The following is a 20,487-nucleotide window of genomic DNA, read 5'->3' on the forward strand; positions in this document are numbered from 1 at the left end:
ACAGCAAGAACGCCCCTTCGGGGGCGTTTTTCGTGTCTGCGTCCCATCTGCGTTCTCATCGGGCGATCCTCTCGCCAACTTCCTCCAGCGCAAAGCCTTCCTCCGCCGTTTTGGCCCGAAACGCCGACTTGCCTGTCGTTTTTGATGAAAACTCAAAAGTTTCATCAACGTATTGAAATCTGTTCACGTGCGGGAGCGCGAACATGGGTTAACCCTTGAATTTGAGGGGGTTTCAAGGGCTAAGATAGGTGCGTCAAGAAGTATCTCGAGAAGCAAAGGAGGGCTACAACAATGGATATGGACCGGAGGCAATTCTTCCGGGTCAGCGGCGCAGGGCTGGTAGGCTCCAGTCTGGTGGCATTGGGTTTTTCGCCCACGGCCGCTCTGGCTGAAACGCGCAACTTCAAGCTGGCCCGTACCATCGAAACCCGCAACACCTGCACCTACTGCTCGGTGGGTTGCGGCCTGATCATGTATACCCTGGGTGACGGCGCCAAGAACGTGCGCGGCAGCATCATCCATATCGAGGGCGATCCGGATCACCCGGTGAGCCGCGGCTCGCTGTGCCCCAAGGGCGCCGGCCTGCTCGATTTCGTGCACAGCCCCAACCGCCTCCGGTATCCCGAGGTGCGCGAGCCGGGCAGCAAGGAATGGAAACGCATCAGCTGGGATGAGGCGCTCACGCGCGTGACCAAGCTGATGAAGGAAGACCGCGACGCAAACTTCCAGGCCACCAACGCCGCCGGGCAGGTGGTCAACCGCTGGACGACGACCGGCTTCCTGGCTGCGTCCGCCTCGTCCAACGAGGCCGGCTACATCACGCACAAGGTGATGCGCAGCCTGGGCACACTGGTATTCGACAACCAGGCACGTGTCTGACACGCCCCGACGGTAGCCAGTCTGGCTCCGACGTTTGGGCGCGGCGCGATGACCAACCACTGGGAGGACATCAAGAACGCCGATCTCGTGCTGATCATGGGCGGGAATGCAGCCGAGGCGCATCCCGTGGGTTTCAAGTGGGTGATCGAGGCCAAGCAACGCAACAAGGCCAAGCTCATCGTGGTCGATCCGCGTTTCACGCGCTCGGCGGCGGTGGCCGATTACTATGCGCCGTTGCGTGCCGGTAGCGACATCGCCTTCCTGGGCGGCGTCATCAACTACCTGCTGAGCAACAACAAGATCCAGACGGAGTACGTCCGCAACTACACCAACGCCACCTTCATCGTGGGCGAAGGCTATACGTTCGAGGACGGCATCTTCTCGGGATATGACGCCAACACGCGCAAGTACGACAACGCGAGCTGGGGTTACGAAAAAGAGGGGGATTACGCCAAGGTCGACATGACCATGGAGCACCCGCGCTGCGTGCTGCAGATCATGAAGAAGCACTATGCGCGTTACACCCCCGAGGTGGTCGAGCAGATTACCGGCACACCCAAGGACAAGTTCCTGAAGGTGGCCGAGATGATCGGCAGCACCGCCACGACCGACCGCGTCATGACGATTCTGTACGCACTGGGCTGGACTCAGCACAGCGTCGGTTCGGAGATGATCCGCTCTGCGGCCATCATGCAGCTGTTGCTGGGCAACGTGGGCCAACTGGGCGGCGGCGTGAACGCGCTGCGCGGCCACAGCAACATCCAGGGTCTGACGGACCTGGGCCTGCTGTCCACCAGCCTGACAGGCTACCTGAGCCTGCCGCGCGAAACCGAGCAGGATCTGGAAACCTACTACGCACCGCGCGCCGTCAAGCCGCTGCGTCCGAACCAGATGAGCTACTGGCAGAACTATCCCAAGTTCTTCGTCAGCATGCAGAAGGCCTGGTGGGGCGATGCAGCTACGGCCGAGAACCAGTGGGCGTTCCACTACCTGCCCAAGTACGACAGGCTGTACGACATCCTGACCGCGTTCGAGCTGATGAACCAGGGCAAGCTCAATGGCTACTTCTGCCAGGGCTTCAACCCGGTCGGTTCCTTCCCGAACAAGAAGAAGATCATCGCCGGCCTGAGCAAGCTCAAGTACCTGGTGGTGATGGATCCGCTCAATACCGAGACGGCCGATTTCTGGAAAAACCACGGCGAGCACAACGATGTGAAGCCGGAAGAAATCCAGACCACGGTGTTCCGCCTGCCGACCTGCTGCTTTGCCGAGGAGGATGGTTCCATTACCAACTCCAGCCGCTGGCTGCAGTGGCACTGGAAAGGCGCCAACCCGCCGGGAGAAGCCAAACCGGACATGGAAATCATGGCCGAGCTGTTCATCCGCCTGCGCGATGCCTATCGCAAGGAAGGCGGCGCTTTCCCCGATCCAATCCTCAACCTCGACTGGAAGTACAAGGTGCCGCATGCACCCACGGCCACCGAGTTGGCCATGGAGTCGAACGGCAAGGCCCTGGCCGATCTGGTCGATCCCGCTACGGGCACCGTGATCCTGAAAGCCGGCCAACAGGTCGCCAGCTTTGCGCAATTGCGCGACGATGGCAGCACCGCATCGGGGTGCTGGATCTACGCCGGTTCCTGGACCGAGGCGGGGAACATGATGGCGCGCCGGGACAACCGCGATCCGTGGGACAACGGTCAGACGCCGAACTGGGCCTGGGCCTGGCCGGTGAATCGCCGCATTCTGTACAACGCCGCCTCCGCCGCGCCGGACGGCAAGCCCTGGGATGCCAAGCGCCCGCTGGTGTTCTGGAATGGCAAGCAGTGGACCGGTTCTGACGTGCCCGACTTCAAGGCCGATGCCAACCCGGCCGATGCCGACCGCATGAACCCCTTCATCATGACCGGGGAGGGCGTGGGACGCCTGTTCACGCCGTCCGGCATGGCCGAGGGGCCCTTGCCCGAGCACTACGAGCCGTTCGAGACGCCGCTCAAGCGCAACCCCATGCACCCGAACAACGCGCAGGCCAAGTCCAACCCGGCCGCCCGCGTGTACAAGGGCGACATGGAAGCCTTTGGCAAGCCCGAAGACTTCCCGTACGTGGCCACCAGCTACCGTCTGACGGAGCACTTCCACTACTGGACCAAGAACGCGCTGAGCAACGCCATTCTCCAGCCCGAGCAGTTCGTCGAGATCGGCGAGGAGCTCGCCAAGGCCAAGGGCATTCGTCAGGGCGATCGCGTCAAGGTCAGTTCCAACCGCGGCTTCATCAAGGCCGTGGCCGTGGTGACCAAGCGCATTCCGCAGCTGACTGTGGACGGCCAGACGGTCAACACCGTGGGTCTGCCCAACCACTGGGGCTTTGTCGGGCTGACCAAGCCCGGCTATCTGGTGAACACGCTGACCCCCTTCGTGGGCGACGCCAACACCCAGACGCCCGAGTACAAGTCCTTCACCGTGAACATCGAAAAGATCTGAGGGGGAGCGAAACATGTCATCTTTGCAATCCCTCGACGTCGTCAAGCGTTCGGCCACCACCACGCCCACCCCGCAGGTGCGCACCGCGGTGCCCGAAGTGGCGAAGCTGATCGATGTGTCTGCCTGCATCGGCTGCAAGGCCTGCCAGGTAGCCTGCATGCAGTGGAACGACCTGCGCCCCGAAGTGGGCAACAACGTCGGGGTGTACGACAACCCGGCTGATCTGGCCCCCGAGGCCTGGACCGTGATGCGCTTCTCCGAAGTGGAGGTGGAAGAGAACAAGCTCGAGTGGCTGATCCGCAAGGACGGTTGCATGCACTGCGAGGATCCGGGCTGTCTGAAGGCCTGCCCGGCCCCCGGTGCCATCGTCAAGTACGCCAACGGCATCGTCGACTTCATCAGCGAGAACTGCATTGGCTGCGGCTACTGCGTGAAGGGCTGCCCGTTCGACGTGCCGCGCATTTCCACTAAGGACAACAAGGCGTACAAGTGTTCGCTCTGTTCCGACCGTGTGGGTGTGGGCCTGGAGCCGGCCTGCGTGAAAACCTGCCCGACCGGGGCCATCCGCTTCGGTACCAAGGACGACATGCTCGATTTCGGTGCCACCCGCGTGGCGGACCTGAAGGAGCGTGGCTACGCGAACGCCGGCGTGTACAACCCGGAAGGGGTGCAGGGCACGCACGTGATGTACGTGCTGCAGCATGCCGACAAGCCGGAGCTGTACAACGACCTGCCCAAGGACCCGTCCATCAGCCCGCTGGTCGGACTGTGGAAGGGGCTGGCCAAGCCGCTGGCGCTGGCTGCCATGGTCGGCGCTGCCGTGACCGGTTTCTTCCACTATGTGAAGGTGGGTCCGGAAGAGGAGCCCGAGGACGAGGCCGATGTGCCCGATCCCGTGCGCACTGAAGATGGCCGGCTGGTGCAGGTGACGCCGGCGCGTGTGCCCGAGAAAGGAGAATCGTGATGAAACGCTATCTGCATCGACACAGTAGTGTGACGCGCTTCAACCACTGGATCATGGTCATCCTGTTCGGCATGGCGGGTTTCTCGGGGCTGGCGCTGTTCCATCCCAACCTGTTCCCGCTGACCGGCATCTTTGGCGGACCGCAGTGGACGCGCATCGTGCATCCCTACTTCGGCATCGGCGTGTTCATCGCCTTCCTGTTCATGCTGGCGCGCTACTGGCGCGACAACCTGCCCACGAAGGATGATGCGGAGTGGATCAGGCACTCGGGCGACATGCTCAAGGGCAACCAGACCGCCATGCCGCCGGTGGGCAAGTACAACGCCGGCCAGAAAGGCGTGTTCTGGGGCATTTTCCTGTGCCTGATCGTGCTGATGGTGACGGGCGTGCTGTTCTGGCAGGCCTGGTTCGCCAACTCGGTGCCGATCCCGCTGCAGCGTCTGGCCGTGGTGCTGCACGCGCTGGCGGCCTTTGTCATTTCGCTGCTGGTGGTGATCCACATCTACGCCGCGCTGTGGGTGAAGGGCACGATACGGGGCATGACGCAGGGCACCGTCTCTGCCGGCTGGGCCAAGCAGCACCACTATCTGTGGTACAAGAAGGTCACCGGGGGCAACACCGACCGGACCTGATCCGCAATGCCGGTAACCAGGCCCCGGCGCCTTGTGCGGCCGGGGCTTTTCATTTGGGGCTTATGGACAAGATCACTTCCACCGCGCGTCTGATGGACGCCGAAGAACTGGCGCAGCGCCAGGCCAGCGAGGCCAGCTTCCTGCAACTTCCCGCCCGCGGCACGGTGTTTGCCGAGCGCGCCATGCGCTTGCGCCAGCTGGCCAGCGGGCATGCCATGGGCGATTTTCTGCAGTTCATGGCGGAACTGGCCGATGCGCAGCAGCGTGCGCTGCTCGGCTTTCCCGTGGTGCCGCTGCCCGATGGCGAGGCGCTGATGAATGCCTCCCGCCTGGGCATGCCGCCGCTGCCGGTGGCGCACTGGCAGCGCGATCCGGCCTGGCAGCAGGCCCTGCGCACCATGGCGGCTGAAGTGCTGCCCAAGGCGCCCGAGGCCGGACGCGAAGTGCTGCAGGATCTGGCGCAGGCCGATGGCGACTGGCTGGAGCAGCAGGCCGAGCGCTTGCTGCACGGCGTGATGCAGGGGCTGGACATGGCCGCTGCGCCCATCATCGCGGCGGCGCTGCAGGTGTACTGGACGCATCTGGTGTGCGCCGTGCAGGAGCAGGGCGCCCCGGCCGGCCTGGCGGCCCCGTTCGGCCGCATCGACGATGCCACCGTCTGCCCTTGCTGCGGCAGCCGGCCCACGGCCAGCATCGTCAAGGCGGGTGCCGAGCGCGGCGGCCAGCGCTATCTGCACTGTTCGCTGTGCAGCACGCACTGGCACATGGTGCGCATCAAGTGCACGCACTGCGAATCGACCAAGGGGCTGGCCTACGAGGCGGTGGCGCCGGCCGGTGCCACCGAGGAAGACAATCAGGGCCGCGAGCCCGTGGTGCAGGCGGAAACCTGCAGCGAGTGCGGGCACTATCTCAAAATCGTGCACGGCGAGCGCGATCCCATGGTGGAGCCGGTGGCCGATGACCTGGCCACGCTCACGCTTGATCTGCTGGTGGCCGAAACCGGCCTGCAGCGCCATGGTGTGAACATGCTGCTGCTGTTCGGGGAATCCGAAGAGCCGGCTCCCGATCCGGAGATGCAGTGATGCAGCGGCCCGACGAATCCGTGGTACACGGTTCCCGGGCCGGGCAGATGGCCCAGCCCCGTGATCTTCCCGCCGTAGACCGCCTGCTGCGCGAGCCGGTGGTGCAGGCCTTGCTGGATGAGCATGGCCATACGCTGGTGGCCGGTGAGGCGCGTGCCTTGCTCGATGCCTTGCGGCCTGCCGTGGTCGAGGGCACGGTGCCGGTGGCGGACGTGGCCGTGTCCCGCCTGTCCGACGCGCTGGAGCAGCGTCTGCAGCAGCGCCTGCAGCCCCGCATGCGAGCGGTGCTGAACCTGACCGGCACGGTGATCCACACCAACCTGGGCCGCAGCCTGCTGGCCGAGCCCGCGCTGCAGCACATGCTGGCCATGATGGCCGGCCCGAACAACCTGGAATACGACCTGGACAGCGGTGCGCGCGGCGATCGCGACACCATCATTGAGGAGCTGCTGTGCACGCTGACGGGTGCTGAAGCGGCTACCGTGGTCAACAACAATGCCGCGGCCGTGCTGCTCACGCTGGCAGCGCTGGCGCGCGGGCGCGAAGTGATCGTCTCGCGGGGCGAACTGGTCGAAATCGGCGGTGCCTTCCGCATGCCCGACGTGATGGAAAGCGCCGGTGCGCGTCTGGTGGAGGTAGGCACCACCAACCGCACCCATCTGCACGACTACGAAAACGCCATCAACGAGCGCACCGCGCTGCTGATGAAGGTGCATACCAGCAATTACGCGGTGCAGGGCTTTACCAAGGCGGTGAGCGAGGCCGAGCTGGCCGGCGTGGCGCGTGCGCGCGGCGTGCCGCTGGCGACCGATCTGGGCAGCGGCTCGCTGGTCGATCTTGCGTCTTACGGCCTGCCGCGCGAGCCCCTGCCGCAGGAGATGATTGCGGCCGGCTGTGATGTGGTGACTTTCAGCGGCGACAAGCTGCTGGGCGGGCCGCAGGCCGGCCTGATCGTCGGCAGCCGCGAAATGGTGGGCCGTATCCGCAAGTTTCCGATGAAGCGCGCGCTGCGCATGAGCAAGCTGCCGCTGGCGGCGCTGGAGGCCACGCTGATGCTCTACCAGCGCCCGGAACGGCTGGCGCGTGACTTGCCCACCCTGCGCATGCTGACACGGCCGGAAGCGCAGATCCGTGCCCAGGCGCAGCAATTGCTGGCGCCGGTGACGCAGGCCGTGGCACCGCGCTTTGCGGTGAGCGTGGTGGCCTTGCAGGGGCAGATCGGTTCTGGTTCGCTGCCGGTGGACCGGCTGCCGTCTGCGGGCCTGGCGCTGGCGCCCATAGAGAAGAAGGGCGCCGGACGCGCGCTGGATGAACTGGCGACCGCCTTGCGCCGCCTGCCATTGCCGGTGATCGGCCGTATTGCCGAAGACCGGCTGTTGCTGGACTTGCGCTGCCTGGAAGATACCGACCAGCTGCTGCGCCAGTTGCCCTTGTTGCAGGAGGCGCTGGCATGATCGTCGGCACCGCCGGCCATATCGACCATGGCAAGAGCACGCTGGTGCGCGCCCTGACGGGCGTGGATACCGACCGCCTGCCCGAAGAAAAGAAGCGCGGCATCAGCATCGAACTGGGTTACGCCTTTCTGGACGTGCCGGGCGGTGCGGAGCGCATCGGTTTTGTCGACGTGCCTGGCCATGAGCGGCTGGTGCACACCATGCTGGCGGGGGCCAGCGGCATCGACTTTGCGCTGCTGCTGGTGGCGGCCGACGATGGCGTGATGCCGCAGACGCGCGAGCATCTGGCCGTACTGTCGCTGCTGGGCAAGCAGCGCGGAGCGGTGGTGCTGACCAAGGCGGATCGGGCTGACGAGGCGCAGTTGCAGGCTGTGGAGCAGCAGGTGCGGCAGTTGCTGCAGGGCACTTCGCTGGTGCAGGCCCCGGTGCTGCGCGTTTCGGCGCAGACGGGGGAGGGTGTTGATGCCTTGCGCGAATTGCTTTGGCAGGAGGCGGGGAGGCATTCCCCGGGTGTGGATGACGACGCTGTAGCTGTCCCTCTGGCTGCGGGCGTTTCAGGCGAGGCAGGCTTGCCCAGTGAAGCTCCGGGTCAAGGCAGTGCAGGGGATTCCGAATCCCCCGCATCGCTCAGCCATTCGTCAAAGCAGACAAAAAAACCGCCACAGGCTTTCCGCCTCGCGATCGACCGCAGCTTTACCCTGGACGGCACCGGCACCGTCGTGACCGGCACCATCCACCACGGCAGCGTGCGCGTGGGAGACACGCTGATGCTGGTGCCTTCCATGCAAGCTGCGCGCGTGCGCAGCCTGCACGCGCAGAACCAGCCGGTACAACAGGCACATGCCGGGCAGCGTTGCGCCATCGCCCTGGCCGGCGTCGACAAGGACGCCATCCATCGCGGCGACTGGGTGGTCGATCCAGCCGTTGCGCTGACTACCGACCGTTTCGATGCCAGGCTCACGTTGTGGAAGGACGAAGCCAGGCCGCTTCGCTCCGGCGCGCGCGTGCAGGTGCATCTGGGTGCGGTGAGTGTTGCGGGCACCGTGGCCTTGCTGGATGCCGAGCAACTGCCTCCCGGCGGAACTGCCACGGTGCAGATCATCACCCGCACGCCGATTGGCGCCTGGCATGGAGATCGGGTGGTGCTGCGCGATGCTTCCGCCACGCGCACGATCGCGGGCGGACAGGTGCTTGATCCGCGTGCACCGGTGCGTTACCGGCGCACGCCGCAGCGGCTTGCCTGTCTTGAGGCGATGCAGCACGAGCATATTGCGGATCGGCTATCAGGTATTCTGGAAATAAACCCGAACGGGGTTGATATGTCGGATTTTACCAGGATGCAAGGTGTCGTCGGTCATCCTGCAATCCCTGCACGCGCGCTGGAAAAGCAGGATGGCCATGCCCATTGGGTGCTGGCGCCCTCCATGACGCAGCAGGCGCTGGCGCATATTGCGGGTGTGCTGGCCACCTACCATGAGCAATCCCCTGACGAACTCGGCCCCGTCAACTCGCGCCTGCGCCGATTGGCCTACCCGCGCATGCCGGATGCGTTGTGGCTGGCGGTGCTCGACCATGCGCAGCAGCAGGGCGTTCTTGTGCAGCAGGGTGCTTATGTGCACCTGCCCGAACACGGTGTGCGCCTCTCGGCCACCGAAGAGCGCATCGCCCAGAAAGCGCTGCCGCATCTGCTGCAGGTCGGTGCCGAAGGCGCCTGGGCGCGCGATCTGGCCAAGCTCACCGCCGAACCAGAACCGCTGCTGCGTGCCACGCTCGCGCGCCTGGCCCGGCGTGGAGAATTGCACCAGGTCGTCAAGGATTTGTACTATGCCGGCGACATCATGCGCAATCTGGCGCATACTGTGCGCCGGCTGGCCGCTGCGCAGCAGGGGCAGCTGCAGGCCGCAGACTTCCGCGACGCCACCGGCCTCGGCCGCAAACGCGCGATCCAGATTCTGGAATACTTCGACCGCATCGGCCTGCTGCGCCGCGTCGGTGACGTGCACAAGCTGCGCGTGGATTGTCCGCTGTTTCGGGAAGATGCCTGAGGCGACGAGAAGGAAGGGCAACGATCCTGGTGGGTCGGCCGGGCTTCAAACCCGGTGGGTGGCGCCAAGCGCTGCCGGGTGGGTTCGACTCCCATGCCCTTCCGCCAACAAAAAAAGCCTGCCCCGGAACGGGACAGGCTATGAAGGGGCAAACGCCCTGAGGTGAACCCTGTTTACTCGGCCTTGATCGCAGCCAGCTTCTGTCGCTTGCTACGGGCGCGGATATTGAGCGCCTCCACCGCCAGCGAGAACGCCATCGCCGCGTAGATATAGCCTTTGGGCATGTGCACTTCAAACGCCTCGGCCGTCAGCGCCATGCCCACCATCACCAGGAAGGCCAGCGCCAGCACCTTGACGGACGGGTGCTTGTCCACAAACTCGCCGATCGGGCGGGCCGCGAACAGCATCACGCCCACCGAGGTGACCACGGCCGCCACCATCACCCAGATCTGGTCCACCATGCCCACGGCGGTGATGACGGAATCCAGCGAGAACACGATGTCGATGATGGCGATCTGGGCGATGATGCTCCAGAACAGCTTGCTGCCGCCGGCCTTGATGGCCTCGCCGTCAGTCTGCGGCGGGGCGTCTTCCTCGCGCGCTTCCACTTCAACGAAAATCTCGTGCGAGGCCTTGTACAGCAGGAACAGGCCACCCAGCAGCAGCACGAGATCGCGGCCGCTGATGCCCTGGCCGAACACCTGGAACAGGTCGGCCTTCAGGCCCATGACCCAGCTCAGCGAAAACAGCAGCAGCAGGCGCGTGACCATGGCAAAGCCCAGGCCGAGCTGGCGCGCGCGGTTGCGGAACTGTACCGGCAGACGGCCGACCAGCACCGAGATGAAGATGATGTTGTCCACGCCGAGCACGATTTCGAGTGCGGTCAGCATGCCGAAGGCGATCCAGACGTTCGGATCCAGCAAAAATTCCATGATGCAAAGAGAGCAGGGCAGCAAACGACATGTACAAGCCGCCACGCCCGAACTGGCGGCCTTGTCCTGTAAAGTGGGTAATTCTAGAAACTTCCAATCTTTCGGTAAATTAGAAATTTCACACTGAAATTTCCAGAAAAACTGATAATTGCAGCATCGCAAGGAGACGCGCATGCTCAACTACAAGCATCTTCACTACTTCCAGCAGGTGGCCGAGGCCGGCGGCGTCTCGCGCGCCAGCGAGCGCCTGCACGTCAGCCCGCAAACCATCAGCACGCAGATTTCCGAACTGGAAGACCGGCTGGGCGTGGAACTGTTCGTCAAGAACGGGCGCTCGCTCGAACTGACGGAAACCGGTCGCCTCACGCTGCAATACGCGCGCGACATCTTCACCACCGGCGCCGAGCTGGAGGCCGTGCTGCGCGACCGCAGCGGCCGTGGCAAGGCGCTGGAGTTCCGCGTGGGGGTGGCCGACAGCGTGTCCAAGGCGGTGGCCTTTCATCTGGTGGAGCCGGCGCTGGAACTGCCCGATCCGGTGCGGCTGATCTGCCAGGAGGGGCGCACCGAGCGTCTGCTGTCAGAACTGGGCCTGCACCGGCTGGACCTGGTGCTGGCCGACGCGCCGGTGCCTTCCACGGTGAGCGTGCGGGCCTACAGTCACCGGCTGGGGGCGACGGACGTGGCCTTCTATGCGGCGGGGAGCTTGCGCGAGCGCTTTCCGGGGGAGTTTCCGTCCTGCCTGAACGGGGCGCCGGTGTTGCTGCCGGGGGCGGATGCGGCCATCAGCCAGCGCTTGCGTGCCTGGTTTGAGCGCGCCGGCGTGCGGCCGGTGGTGGTGGGGGAGTTTGACGACAGTGCGCTGGCGCAGGAATTTGGCAAGAAGGGCGTCGGCTTTTTCGTAGGGCCGGCATTTCTGGCCCCGTCCATCACCGCGCAGCATGGGATGCTGGCGGTGGGGCTGGCGCAGGGGGTGCGGGATGAGTTTTATGCGCTGTCGATTGAGCGGCGCATTACGCATCGGTGTGTGGTGGCGATTACGGAGGCTGCGCGAGGCATGTTGGCGTAAAAGCTCAAGCTCTGTAGAGTTTGACTTGATACACACTTACTCGCTCCGCTAACAATGACTCGGGGCTAGATTCTCGGACGACCGAGGCGTCATTATTGATTGTTATTAAATGCCTTGATAAGGTCTTGCAAAGCAAGTGGCGGGGTCGATCGATGAATGATTCTGTGACAGTTTGAGCATACGATAGCCAAATCGTCGAGAGCTGTCGCTACGGTTTCATCTTTTAGACTGGAGAGGGGTACTAAATGATGGACTTCGCAAAAGTTATCACCAAGGTGTCCATAAGTTCTGGCGAAGTTGAAGTTGCAGACTTCGCACGAGAGGTGACCCTTGGTAGCAAGGGTTGTTTGCTTTTTTAAATCGACTATTTTTTTATCGCGTTCACGCGTGAGATGAGATACTAACTTTTGTGATCCTTCAGTGGCAAAGAAAGGCAGGTCGGGATCGTAAAGAGTGGAAGGAGGTGGGGGTGATTGAGAGGGTTTGGGTAGCAATTTTTTTAGGGTGTTAATGACAGCTTGATCGTTAACGCGATTGAAACCTAAGTTGTTTTAGAAGAACGGGTAGCCAGTCCAAGTGATTTAGAGGGAGTGGGGGTGAAAATTCGTGAATACTCTTCCCGAGTATGGCGTACAGCTTAGATGAGGGATCTTCAATTTCGATATGTTCGGCGATATATGCGCCAACCAACGAGTATGCCGTTTTATTTCCACGTGGAGACCCCTGTATTACCCAAACGGTATTGCCAATAGCTCTTCGGAGGAGAGGCTCTTTTTTACTGAAGAATTGCAGGGTCCCAGAAGGCTTCAATTCATAGCCCATTTTCTTAACGCTATGGTATGCTATGAAATGATCCATTTCCCATTCGTTTTGATCTGCTGGGTGCGCCATAGCATCAAGCTGCTTGAGTGCGGCGAGCGCATTTGGTCTCAGTTGAAGTTGCCATTCAAATTCCCGGGGTTTTGAGAAGTCAGCTAAAATTGCAAGTTTGGTTTCAGGGAATTTTTTCAACTCAATGCATAGTTTGGTCGCAAGTTTTCCGTAGTGAAGGTTGGCTGCATTCCAGTTTGAAAATCCGACTTTTTGTGCTAGTTCGCGCATTGAAATCGTATGATTTGGTGTGCGCATATGGGTGTATAGCATCTCCCACTCATTTTTTGTCGGTTTAATTTTCTGCAGTGCAGAGATGTAATCTTGGGCTGTTAATGCGTCAATTTCTTCAAGAGTGTTGAGGTTCATTTTTTGATATTTAAGAATGTATTTTTTATTTTATTATTTAATTGGGAGGTTATCCGGTTAGTTGATTCAACTGAATAATCGGCATCAAAACCGCCAACACAATCAGCATCACCACCAACCCCATCATTACAATCAGTAACGGCTCCAGTATAGTCGCCAACCGGATCGCCCGCCGCTGCACCTCATTCCCCAACTGCGTCGCCGCCCGCCCCAGCATGGCCGGCAGTTGCCCCGTCTGCTCCCCCAACCGCGCAAACATGCTCACCAGCGTAGGAAAGCGCTTCTTCTGCGCCAGCGCACTCGCCAGCGGTGCCCCTTCGCGCACCAGCACGATCGCATCCTCCGCATCCACCTGCATCGCCCGGTTCGACAGCGTCTCGCTCGCGGCCTGCAGTGCCTTCAGAATCGGCACACCCGCCTGCACCAGCATCGCCAGCGTTCCCGCAAAGCGCGCCGCATTGAAGTTGCGCGCCAGCACACCCACCACCGGCAGCCGCAGCCACAGCGCATCCAGCCGCTGCCGGAAGCTGTCGCGCTTGCGCAGTTGCACCAGCGCCGTCACGCCACCGGCCAGCAGCAGTGCCAGCAGCCAGCCCCAGTGCCGCACAAAGTCGCTCAGTGCCAGCATCAGCGTGGTCAGTAGCGGCAGGGTGCGCTTGCTGCTGGCAAACACATTGGCCACCTGCGGCACCACGTAGGTGAGCAGAAACACCACGATCACGATGGCCACCAGCGTGACGATGCCCGGATAGAGCGAGGCGCCGATCAGCTTGGAGCGCAGTTCCTGCTGCGCTTCCAGGTCGTCCGCCAGGCTTAGCAGCACGGCGCCCAGACCACCGCTGTGTTCGCCCGCGGCAATCACGGCGGTGTAGATGGGGCTGAATTCGCGCGGATGCTGCTGCAGCGCCTTGGCAAAGCTGCTGCCGGCGTTCACTTCCGAGCGCAGGGCAGTCACCAGTTGGCGCTGGCGTTGGTTGTCGGATTCTTCGGCCAGCGCCAGCAGCGCGCGTTCGATCGGCAGGCCGGCGCTGACCAGGCCGGCCAGTTGCCGCGTCCATACCGCCAGCGCGGTGCTGTTGAAGGCCTTGGGAACGAACAGCGCCCGGTTCAACCCGCTGCCGCGCGCCAGTTGTTCGCCGTTGAGCGCCTGCACCTGCATGGGCACCAGTTGCTGCGCACGCAGGGCGGCGCGGGCGGCCTTGAGGGTGTCGGCTTCGAGCGTGCCCTTGCGCGTGCGGCCCTGGACGTCGAGTGCCTGGAACTGGTAGACCGGCATGGCGTCAGTCGCGCGTCACGCGCAGCAGTTCTTCGGCGCTGGTAATGCCGGCGGCCACCAGGCGTTCGCCATCGTCGCGCATCAGCGTCATGCCGTTGGCCAGCGCGGCGGTGCGGATGTCTGCCTCCGAGGCGCGCTGGTGGATCTGCGCGCGGATGGCATCGTCCACCAGCAGCAACTCGAAAATGCCGGTGCGCCCGGCATAGCCGCTCTGGCCGCAGTGCTCGCAGCCCTGTCCGTGGCAGTGCGTGCACAGCTTGCGCACCAGGCGCTGCGCCAGCACGCCCAGCAGCGAGCTGGCCAGCAGAAAGGGTTCCACGCCCATATCCGTCAGGCGCGTGACGGCGCTGGCGGCGTCGTTGGTGTGCAGCGTGGCCAGCACCAGGTGGCCGGTGAGAGAGGCCTGGATGGCGATCTGCGCCGTCTCGAAATCGCGGATCTCGCCGATCATGATCACGTCCGGATCCTGGCGCAGAATGGCGCGCAGCGCCTTGGCAAAGGTCAGGTCGATGCGCGCGTTCACTTGCGTCTGGCCGATGCCGGGCAGCTCGTATTCGATCGGGTCTTCCACCGTCATGATGTTGCCGCTGTGCGCATCCAGCCGGCTCAGCGCCGAATACAGCGTGGTGGTTTTGCCCGAGCCGGTCGGGCCGGTGACCAGGATGATGCCGTGCGGCTGGCGGATCAGCTGGGTGAACTGGCGCAGGGTTTCGCCCTGCATGCCCACCGCTTCCAGGCTGATGCGGTTGCCGGATTTGTCCAGCAGGCGCAGCACGGCGCGTTCGCCGAAGGCGCTGGGCAGGGTGGAAACGCGCACGTCGATGGCGCGCGTTCCCAGGCGCAGGCTGATGCGGCCGTCCTGCGGCAGGCGCTTTTCTGCGATGTCCAGGTCGGCCATGATTTTCAGGCGACTGATCAGCGCGGCGTGCAGGGCGCGGTTGGGCTGCACCACCTCGCGCAGGCTGCCGTCCACACGAAAGCGCACCGCGCTGTGGTGTTCGAAGGGCTCGATGTGGATGTCGCTGGCGCCATCGCGCGCGGCCTGGGTGAGCAGGGCGTTGAGCATGCGGATGATGGGTGCGTCGTCGGCAGCTTCCAGCAGGTCTTCCACCGGCGGCAGTTCCTGCATCATGCGGCTCAGGTCGGCATCGCTCTGCACCTCGCTCACCACGCTGGCGGCGCTGCCTTCGCCCTGGGCATAGGCTGCGCTGATGCGCTGCGCCAGTTGCGGCGGTTCGATCGCCTGCACGGCGGCGATGCGGTACTTGCGCTGCACTTCGCTCCAGGCCGGGCCGGGCAGCACGCCCTGGCCGTGCCAGAGCCACAGATTGCCGTCGTCCTGCTGTTCAACCAGCAGCTGGTGGCGGCGCGCGAAGGCGTAGGGCAGGGGGTAGCGCATGGCGGGGCGTCAGGGGGTGTTGTCGGCGCCGGTGTAGGGCGTGTCCGTGGTGGCGGCGGTGTTGGCTGGCTGCATGCGCCAGCCGATGGCGTCGCCGCTCAGGGTCTGCTGCATCAGCGGTGCAGGCGCGCTGCGGCCCGGCTCGCTAACGGGAGTCCAGGCCGATTCCGGATGCCGTACCGGAGGCAGCACCGGTGCCTCGTAGGGCTTGACGATATTGCCAGCGGGCTGTGTGTTGAGCTGGCTTACGCGCATCATGTCGTATCGGTCCAGTGTCAGGCTCTCGCTGTCGCGTGCATCGCGCACGATCACCGGGCGCAGGAACACCATCAGGTTGCGTTTGGCGCGGCTGCGGTTTTCGTTCTTGAACAACTGGCCCAGCACCGGAATATCGCCCAGTACCGGCACCTTTTCCTGGCGGTTGGCATATTCGTCCGACAACAGGCCGCCCAGCACGATGATCTGCCCGTCATCGGCGATGACGTTGGATTCGATGGAGCGCTTGTGTGTGGTCGGCCCGCGCGGCGAGTCGATGGTGGCCAGATCGACGTTGCTGGTTTCGTGGTAGATCTGCATTTTTACCGAGCCGTTCTCGCTGATCTGCGGCTTCACGCGCAGCGTCAGGCCGACGTCCTTGCGCTCGATGGTCTGGAACGGGTTGACGGCGCCGTTGGCGCTGTTGTTGTTCGTATACTGGCCGGTCACGAAGGGCACGTTCTGGCCGATCATGATGCGCGCTTCCTCGTTGTCCAGCGTGATCAGGTTGGGCGTGGACAGAATGTTGGCGTCGCCCGTGGTCTGCAGGAAGTTGGCCACCACCCCGAGGATGGGCGTGCCGCGGAACGTGGCCAGCGTCGCCAGGTTGATGCCCGGCTTGGCGCTGGGCAGGTTGTTGTTGGCCAGCTCGGCCGACATGTCCAGAATATTGCCCGCCTTGCCGAAGTTGGAGCCGAGGATGCCCACGCGTCCGCCCTGCGAGAACGGGCTCTGCCACTGCACGCCCAGCTCGGCCGCCTTCTCGGCGCTGACTTCGGCGATCAGGCTTTCCACATAGATCTGGGCGCGGCGCGTATCCAGCCGCTCGATCACGGCGCGCAGCTGGCGATATTCGGGCTCGCTGGCGGTGATGATCAGCGAGTTGGTGGCCGGATCGGCCTGGATCGGACCGCCGGTGGAGGGCGAGCCGCTGCCCTGCAGTGCCGAGGTGGCCGTGACCTGCACCTGAGGCGCGGCGCCCGGCTGCGTGCCGCCGACCGAGACCGACATGCCCGGCGACCCGGAGCCGCTGTTGACCTGGTTCGCTGCCATGGCCGCGCGCAGCGTGGCGGCGATGCGGGTGGCATCGGCGTTCTTCAGGTGCACCACCCAGATGTTGCCGGCCTCGCCATTGGTGCTGTGGTTGCTCAGGGCCGGCTGGTCCAGCCGCAGGATCAGGCTGCGCGCCTGCGTGGCCTGCGCCTGCGTGGGCGCACGCACGATCAGCGCGTTGCTGCGTGCCTCGGGCAGCACCGTGGTGCGTCCGCCGCCCACGCCGCCGGGCGCAGCGGCAGCCCCGGCGCCACTGCCATCGAGCAGCTTCTGCACCAGCGGCGCCATGTCGGTGGCGATGCCGTAGCGCAGCGGAATCACTTCCACATCGCTGCCCACGGGTTGGTCCATGCCGGCGATCATGCGCTCGATGCGCTGCATGTTGTCGGCGTAATCCGTCACCACCAGCGTATGCGCATTGCTGGCGTTGATGGTGTTGTTGGGGCTGATCAACGGGCGCAGCGCCGGCACCAGGTTGTTGGCGTTCTCGTAGCGCAGCTTGAACACGCGCGTTACTACCTGGTTGCCCATGACGGCACTGCCGCGCGGCACCACGCGGGCCTGCAGCTTGGCATCGGCCTCGGGCACCACCTTGTAGATGCCGCCGGTTTCCACCAGCGCAAAGCCCTGCAGGCGCAACGCCGCTGCGAACTGGTTGACCGCCTGCGCCGCCGTTACCGGACGCTCGGACTGGATGCTGATGGTGCCCTTGGCGCGCGAATCGAGCACCACGTTGCGGCCGGTGATGGCGGAGATGGTGCGCGCCACCGATTCGATCTCGGCGTTGGAGAAATTCAGCGTGACCAGGCCCTGTGCCAGCACGGCGGGGGCGGCCAGGGGGGGCGCCATCAGCGCAGCCAGCGTCAGGCGGGCGAGCGGCTGGCGCAGGCGACGGGGCGGAAAGGAAGACAGAGACATGGACTTATCCCAGGGTGATCAGCGAGCGCTCGCCGCTGCGCTGACCGATGATGTTCAGCAGATTGTTGAGGGCCGCCGCCTTGTCGGGTGCGGCATAGGCTTGGCCGGAAAAACGCAGGCGCCCCCCCACCCACTGGCCGCTGCCTTCGAGTTGCAGGCTGCTGCCGGGCAGGGTTTCCAGACTGAGTTCGGCCGGTGTGGCCTGTGCCGGCGTTTCGCCGCTGCCCGGCGGCTTGCCGCCGCGCAGCTGCACGCGGTAGCTGCCGATGGGGCGAATGGTGGAGAGGCGGGTGGATGCCTGCTGCAGCGTGGCCGTGACGGTGCCGGCATAGTCCACGCGCTGCTGGCCGAGCCAGATCTGCACCTGCTGCGTGCTGGCACTGAGCGTACCGTCGAGCTGCAGGGTGTTCCAGGGCGTGCCGAGGCCGACCAGCAGGCTGCTGGGCAGTTGCAGTGTGCTGTCAGCCACATGCACGCGCGTGCCGCCGGGCTGCCAGCGCAGGCGTGCCTGCACGGGTTTGGGGGTGCAACAGCTGCTGTTGAGTTCCATGTCGGCACCCAACCAGCGCGGTTGCAGCTTCCAGTGCAGGCGGCTGGGCAGCGTGGTGGCGTCGCGGCTCTGGCGGCCGCCGGAGAGAACCAGCCAGGCCGACCCCTTCCAGACCGTACCCTCGACCGCGCTGAGCTGCACCTTGTCCTGTGTCGCCCAAGCTACGGCGCCGGCCAGCCAGCGTGCCGGTGCCCAGACCAGGCTGACCAGCAGCAGGCCCAGCACCATGCCGGCGGCAGCCCAGCGCCACGGATGCAGGCGGCGAGCACCCATCGGCGTGCGCGTCGGCGCGCGTTTGCGCGAGGGCGCCTGCCAGCGGCGCGCGGGAGGAGCCATACGAAACGCCATGCTGGCCGGTGCTCCTCAGGACGGCAGGCGCAGCACCATGGTGCCGTGCCAGCCATCGGATGTCCGTTCCAGCTGCATCTGCTGCGGCAGCGCACGTCCCAGTGTGCGTGCCTGTTGCAGCCATTGCACCACGGCTTCGGGCGAGACGCCCTTGAACTGCGCCTGCACCTGGGCGCCCTGCAGCGTCACGCTGCCCGGGCCGAGCAGACGGTCGCCCAGTTCCTGCAGTACACGCTGGCTTTCCTCGGGGCTGATGCGCGGCTGCTGCTTGAGCGTGCGGGCCTCGCTCTGCCACTGGCGCATCTGGGCGAGTTGCTGTTCTTGCATGGCGCGCTGTGCGGGTGCATCGCGCAGCGTGCGCAGCGCGGGGGCGATGGCGATCAGCCAGCTTGCGGCAATCAGCAACGCCAGGCTGGCAGCCAGCACCATGCGGCGCTCGCGTGCGGAAAGTCCTTTCCAGGCGGTGCGCAGCGGCTGCAACCGCTGTTGCAGGGCCTGCAGGCGCGAAGAAGCGGGGGCATTGGCACTCATGGGGCAGGTCGGATCAGCCAGTCATTGCCGTCCTGCGACAGCTTGAGTCGGGAAGGGTGCAGCGTGCCTTGCAGGCTGGCCTGTTGTTCGGTCGAGAGAGCCAGGCCCTTGATGCGCAGCTGCGCGCCATCCCATTGCAGGGCCTGCAACTGGGCGTCGGGCAGGGCGCGGCTGATCAGCGTGAGCATGCCTTCCATCTCGGTGGGCGCGAGTGCGCCGCTGCGCTGGCGCAGCACGGCCAGCTCGCGCTGCATCTGCGTGGGCGGATCCACCACCAGCTTCACGTGCGGAAAGGTGTCAGTCAGCGTTTTGGCAATGGCCTGCTTGTTGTCGGCCAGCAGGCGGCGCTCCTGCAGCGCGGCCCAGTTCAGGCCGATCAGCTGTACCAGCACCAGGGCAACCAGGCCCCAGCGCACCGCCTGCCACTGCGGCGCCTGGAGAAAGCGCTGCCAGAGCTGGCCGGCCTGCTTGCGCATGCGGTCGGACTGGCGGTTGGCGAAGGCCAGCTGCGCCAGGTTCCAGGGGGTGGCGGAGGCCTGCAGCCAGCGCTGCGCGGCATGCTGCACGGTGACGGGCTGGCGCAAGGACTGTTCGGCCCACTGCGCAATGCCGGCGTCGGCCAGAACCGCATTCGGATGCTGTTGCGCCAGTCGACGGACGGATTCGGGCGGCTCGGCCTGTGCCAGATCGGCCTCGGCCGGATCGGGCAGGGGCCAGAGCAGCACGCCGGGGGCATCGTCGCCGGCTTCCAGGTCGCTGCCGGTGCGTACCCACCAGGCACTGCCGTCGTCCTCGGCAATGGCGTGCACGCGGGCGTCCTCGGGCAGGGCGGGGGCATCCAGGCCGGGTTCGCTGAACGCGGCTGGTGCCGCACCGAACGGTTGCGGCGCAAACTCGGGCACGATGCGGCTGGCCACACAGCCCGCCGCTTCCAGTTCATCCAGCTGCTCGCGCAGCCAGCCGGCATGACAGACCGCCACCCACACAGGCCCGGTCGCCTTGGCCGCATCCGGTTGGAGCGCGCAGTGCAACTCGGCCATGTCATCCAGCACATGCTCTTCCAGCAGGCCTTCGAGCACCGTGCGCAGGCGGGCCGGATTGGCCGTGCTGCCCTTGGGTAACTGCACCCGGTGCCAGGACAGCGCCTGGGCCGGCACCAGTGCCACGACCTCGTGCGCGTCCTGCCAGGGCAGCAGCGCCGCCTCGCTGCGGGCGTGCCTGTCCACCGCCTGGCCGTCGGGACTCAGGACATGCGAAAACGATGCTTCAGGAGCACCGGGAAGGCGAAGGCGAACAAGGAGTTGGGCCATGGACCGCGCGATTTTAGTGGGGCAGTATGACACCGAAATGTCATAAAACGACAACCCAGATGACATCTGCGGACGA

The 20,487-nt window shown here is 64.6% G+C and carries 16 protein-coding genes and 1 tRNA gene; 8 read left to right on the forward strand and 9 right to left on the reverse strand.

The features are described from left to right. Positions 1 to 291 precede the first annotated feature (291 nt). The 7 genes from fdnG (at position 292) to ACX36O_RS04140 (ending at position 9,641) form a co-directional block, all read left to right on the forward strand. On the forward strand, positions 292 to 3,357 hold the full coding sequence (gene fdnG, locus ACX36O_RS04110; RefSeq protein WP_213359807.1) for a formate dehydrogenase-N subunit alpha: 3,066 nt from the start codon (positions 292 to 294) through the stop codon (positions 3,355 to 3,357). 13 nt (positions 3,358 to 3,370) lie between these two features. Then, positions 3,371 to 4,321: a formate dehydrogenase subunit beta gene (gene fdxH, locus ACX36O_RS04115; RefSeq protein ID WP_213359810.1), complete on the forward strand. Its 951-nt coding sequence runs from the start codon at positions 3,371 to 3,373 to the stop codon at positions 4,319 to 4,321. After that, complete coding sequence (locus tag ACX36O_RS04120; protein WP_213359812.1) at positions 4,321 to 4,953, forward strand: formate dehydrogenase subunit gamma; 633 nt, start codon at positions 4,321 to 4,323, stop codon at positions 4,951 to 4,953. Before fdxH ends, ACX36O_RS04120 begins: the two co-directional genes overlap by 1 nt. A gap of 62 nt (positions 4,954 to 5,015) precedes the next feature. Beyond that, a complete protein-coding gene (gene fdhE / locus ACX36O_RS04125; RefSeq protein ID WP_488360096.1) occupies positions 5,016 to 6,035 on the forward strand; it encodes a formate dehydrogenase accessory protein FdhE in 1,020 nt (339 codons plus the stop codon). Beyond that, positions 6,035 to 7,489: an L-seryl-tRNA(Sec) selenium transferase gene (gene selA / locus ACX36O_RS04130; protein ID WP_488360097.1), complete on the forward strand. Its 1,455-nt coding sequence runs from the start codon at positions 6,035 to 6,037 to the stop codon at positions 7,487 to 7,489. The genes fdhE and selA overlap by 1 nt, the downstream gene beginning before the upstream one ends. Next, complete coding sequence (selB, locus tag ACX36O_RS04135) at positions 7,486 to 9,534, forward strand: selenocysteine-specific translation elongation factor (RefSeq protein ID WP_371699045.1); 2,049 nt, start codon at positions 7,486 to 7,488, stop codon at positions 9,532 to 9,534. The genes selA and selB overlap by 4 nt, the downstream gene beginning before the upstream one ends. Positions 9,535 to 9,545: 11 nt before the next feature. After that, positions 9,546 to 9,641 (forward strand) — tRNA-Sec (locus ACX36O_RS04140). Between the two features lie 66 nt (positions 9,642 to 9,707). Here ACX36O_RS04140 and ACX36O_RS04145 read toward each other — a convergent pair. After that, positions 9,708 to 10,466 (reverse strand): TerC family protein, encoded by a 759-nt coding sequence (locus ACX36O_RS04145; protein WP_213359826.1) that lies wholly within the window; start codon positions 10,464 to 10,466, stop codon positions 9,708 to 9,710. A gap of 172 nt (positions 10,467 to 10,638) precedes the next feature. On the opposite strand from ACX36O_RS04145, the gene nhaR reads away from it, so the two are divergent. Then, on the forward strand, positions 10,639 to 11,532 hold the full coding sequence (gene nhaR, locus ACX36O_RS04150) for a transcriptional activator NhaR (RefSeq protein WP_213359827.1): 894 nt from the start codon (positions 10,639 to 10,641) through the stop codon (positions 11,530 to 11,532). Between the two features lie 92 nt (positions 11,533 to 11,624). Here nhaR and ACX36O_RS04155 read toward each other — a convergent pair whose 3' ends face one another. Genes ACX36O_RS04155 through gspL form a run of 8 tightly spaced genes read right to left on the reverse strand, consistent with a single transcriptional unit; the run spans position 11,625 to position 20,411 of the window. Beyond that, the gene (locus ACX36O_RS04155) at positions 11,625 to 12,026 is read right to left on the reverse strand and encodes an HNH endonuclease (protein WP_488360098.1); all 402 of its coding nucleotides are present in this window, start codon (positions 12,024 to 12,026) and stop codon (positions 11,625 to 11,627) included. Between the two features lie 31 nt (positions 12,027 to 12,057). Next, positions 12,058 to 12,771, reverse strand: a complete 714-nt coding sequence (locus ACX36O_RS04160) for a hypothetical protein (protein WP_488360099.1) — start codon at positions 12,769 to 12,771, stop codon at positions 12,058 to 12,060. A gap of 49 nt (positions 12,772 to 12,820) precedes the next feature. Then, complete coding sequence (gene gspF, locus ACX36O_RS04165) at positions 12,821 to 14,047, reverse strand: type II secretion system inner membrane protein GspF (RefSeq protein WP_213359831.1); 1,227 nt, start codon at positions 14,045 to 14,047, stop codon at positions 12,821 to 12,823. Between the two features lie 4 nt (positions 14,048 to 14,051). Further along, a complete protein-coding gene (locus tag ACX36O_RS04170) occupies positions 14,052 to 15,446 on the reverse strand; it encodes a GspE/PulE family protein (protein WP_213359847.1) in 1,395 nt (464 codons plus the stop codon). A gap of 9 nt (positions 15,447 to 15,455) precedes the next feature. Next, positions 15,456 to 17,672 (reverse strand): type II secretion system secretin GspD, encoded by a 2,217-nt coding sequence (gene gspD / locus ACX36O_RS04175; protein ID WP_488360100.1) that lies wholly within the window; start codon positions 17,670 to 17,672, stop codon positions 15,456 to 15,458. Between the two features lie 4 nt (positions 17,673 to 17,676). Continuing rightward, entirely contained in the window at positions 17,677 to 18,570 is an 894-nt protein-coding gene (gene gspN, locus ACX36O_RS04180) for a type II secretion system protein N (RefSeq protein WP_488360101.1), read from the reverse strand. A 15-nt stretch (positions 18,571 to 18,585) separates the two neighbouring features. After that, a complete protein-coding gene (locus tag ACX36O_RS04185) occupies positions 18,586 to 19,101 on the reverse strand; it encodes a type II secretion system protein M (protein ID WP_488360102.1) in 516 nt (171 codons plus the stop codon). Further along, on the reverse strand, positions 19,098 to 20,411 hold the full coding sequence (gene gspL / locus ACX36O_RS04190; RefSeq protein WP_488360103.1) for a type II secretion system protein GspL: 1,314 nt from the start codon (positions 20,409 to 20,411) through the stop codon (positions 19,098 to 19,100). Before gspL ends, ACX36O_RS04185 begins: the two co-directional genes overlap by 4 nt. Positions 20,412 to 20,487: the final 76 nt, after the last annotated feature.

The organism is Brachymonas sp. KE5 (assembly GCF_057773645.1).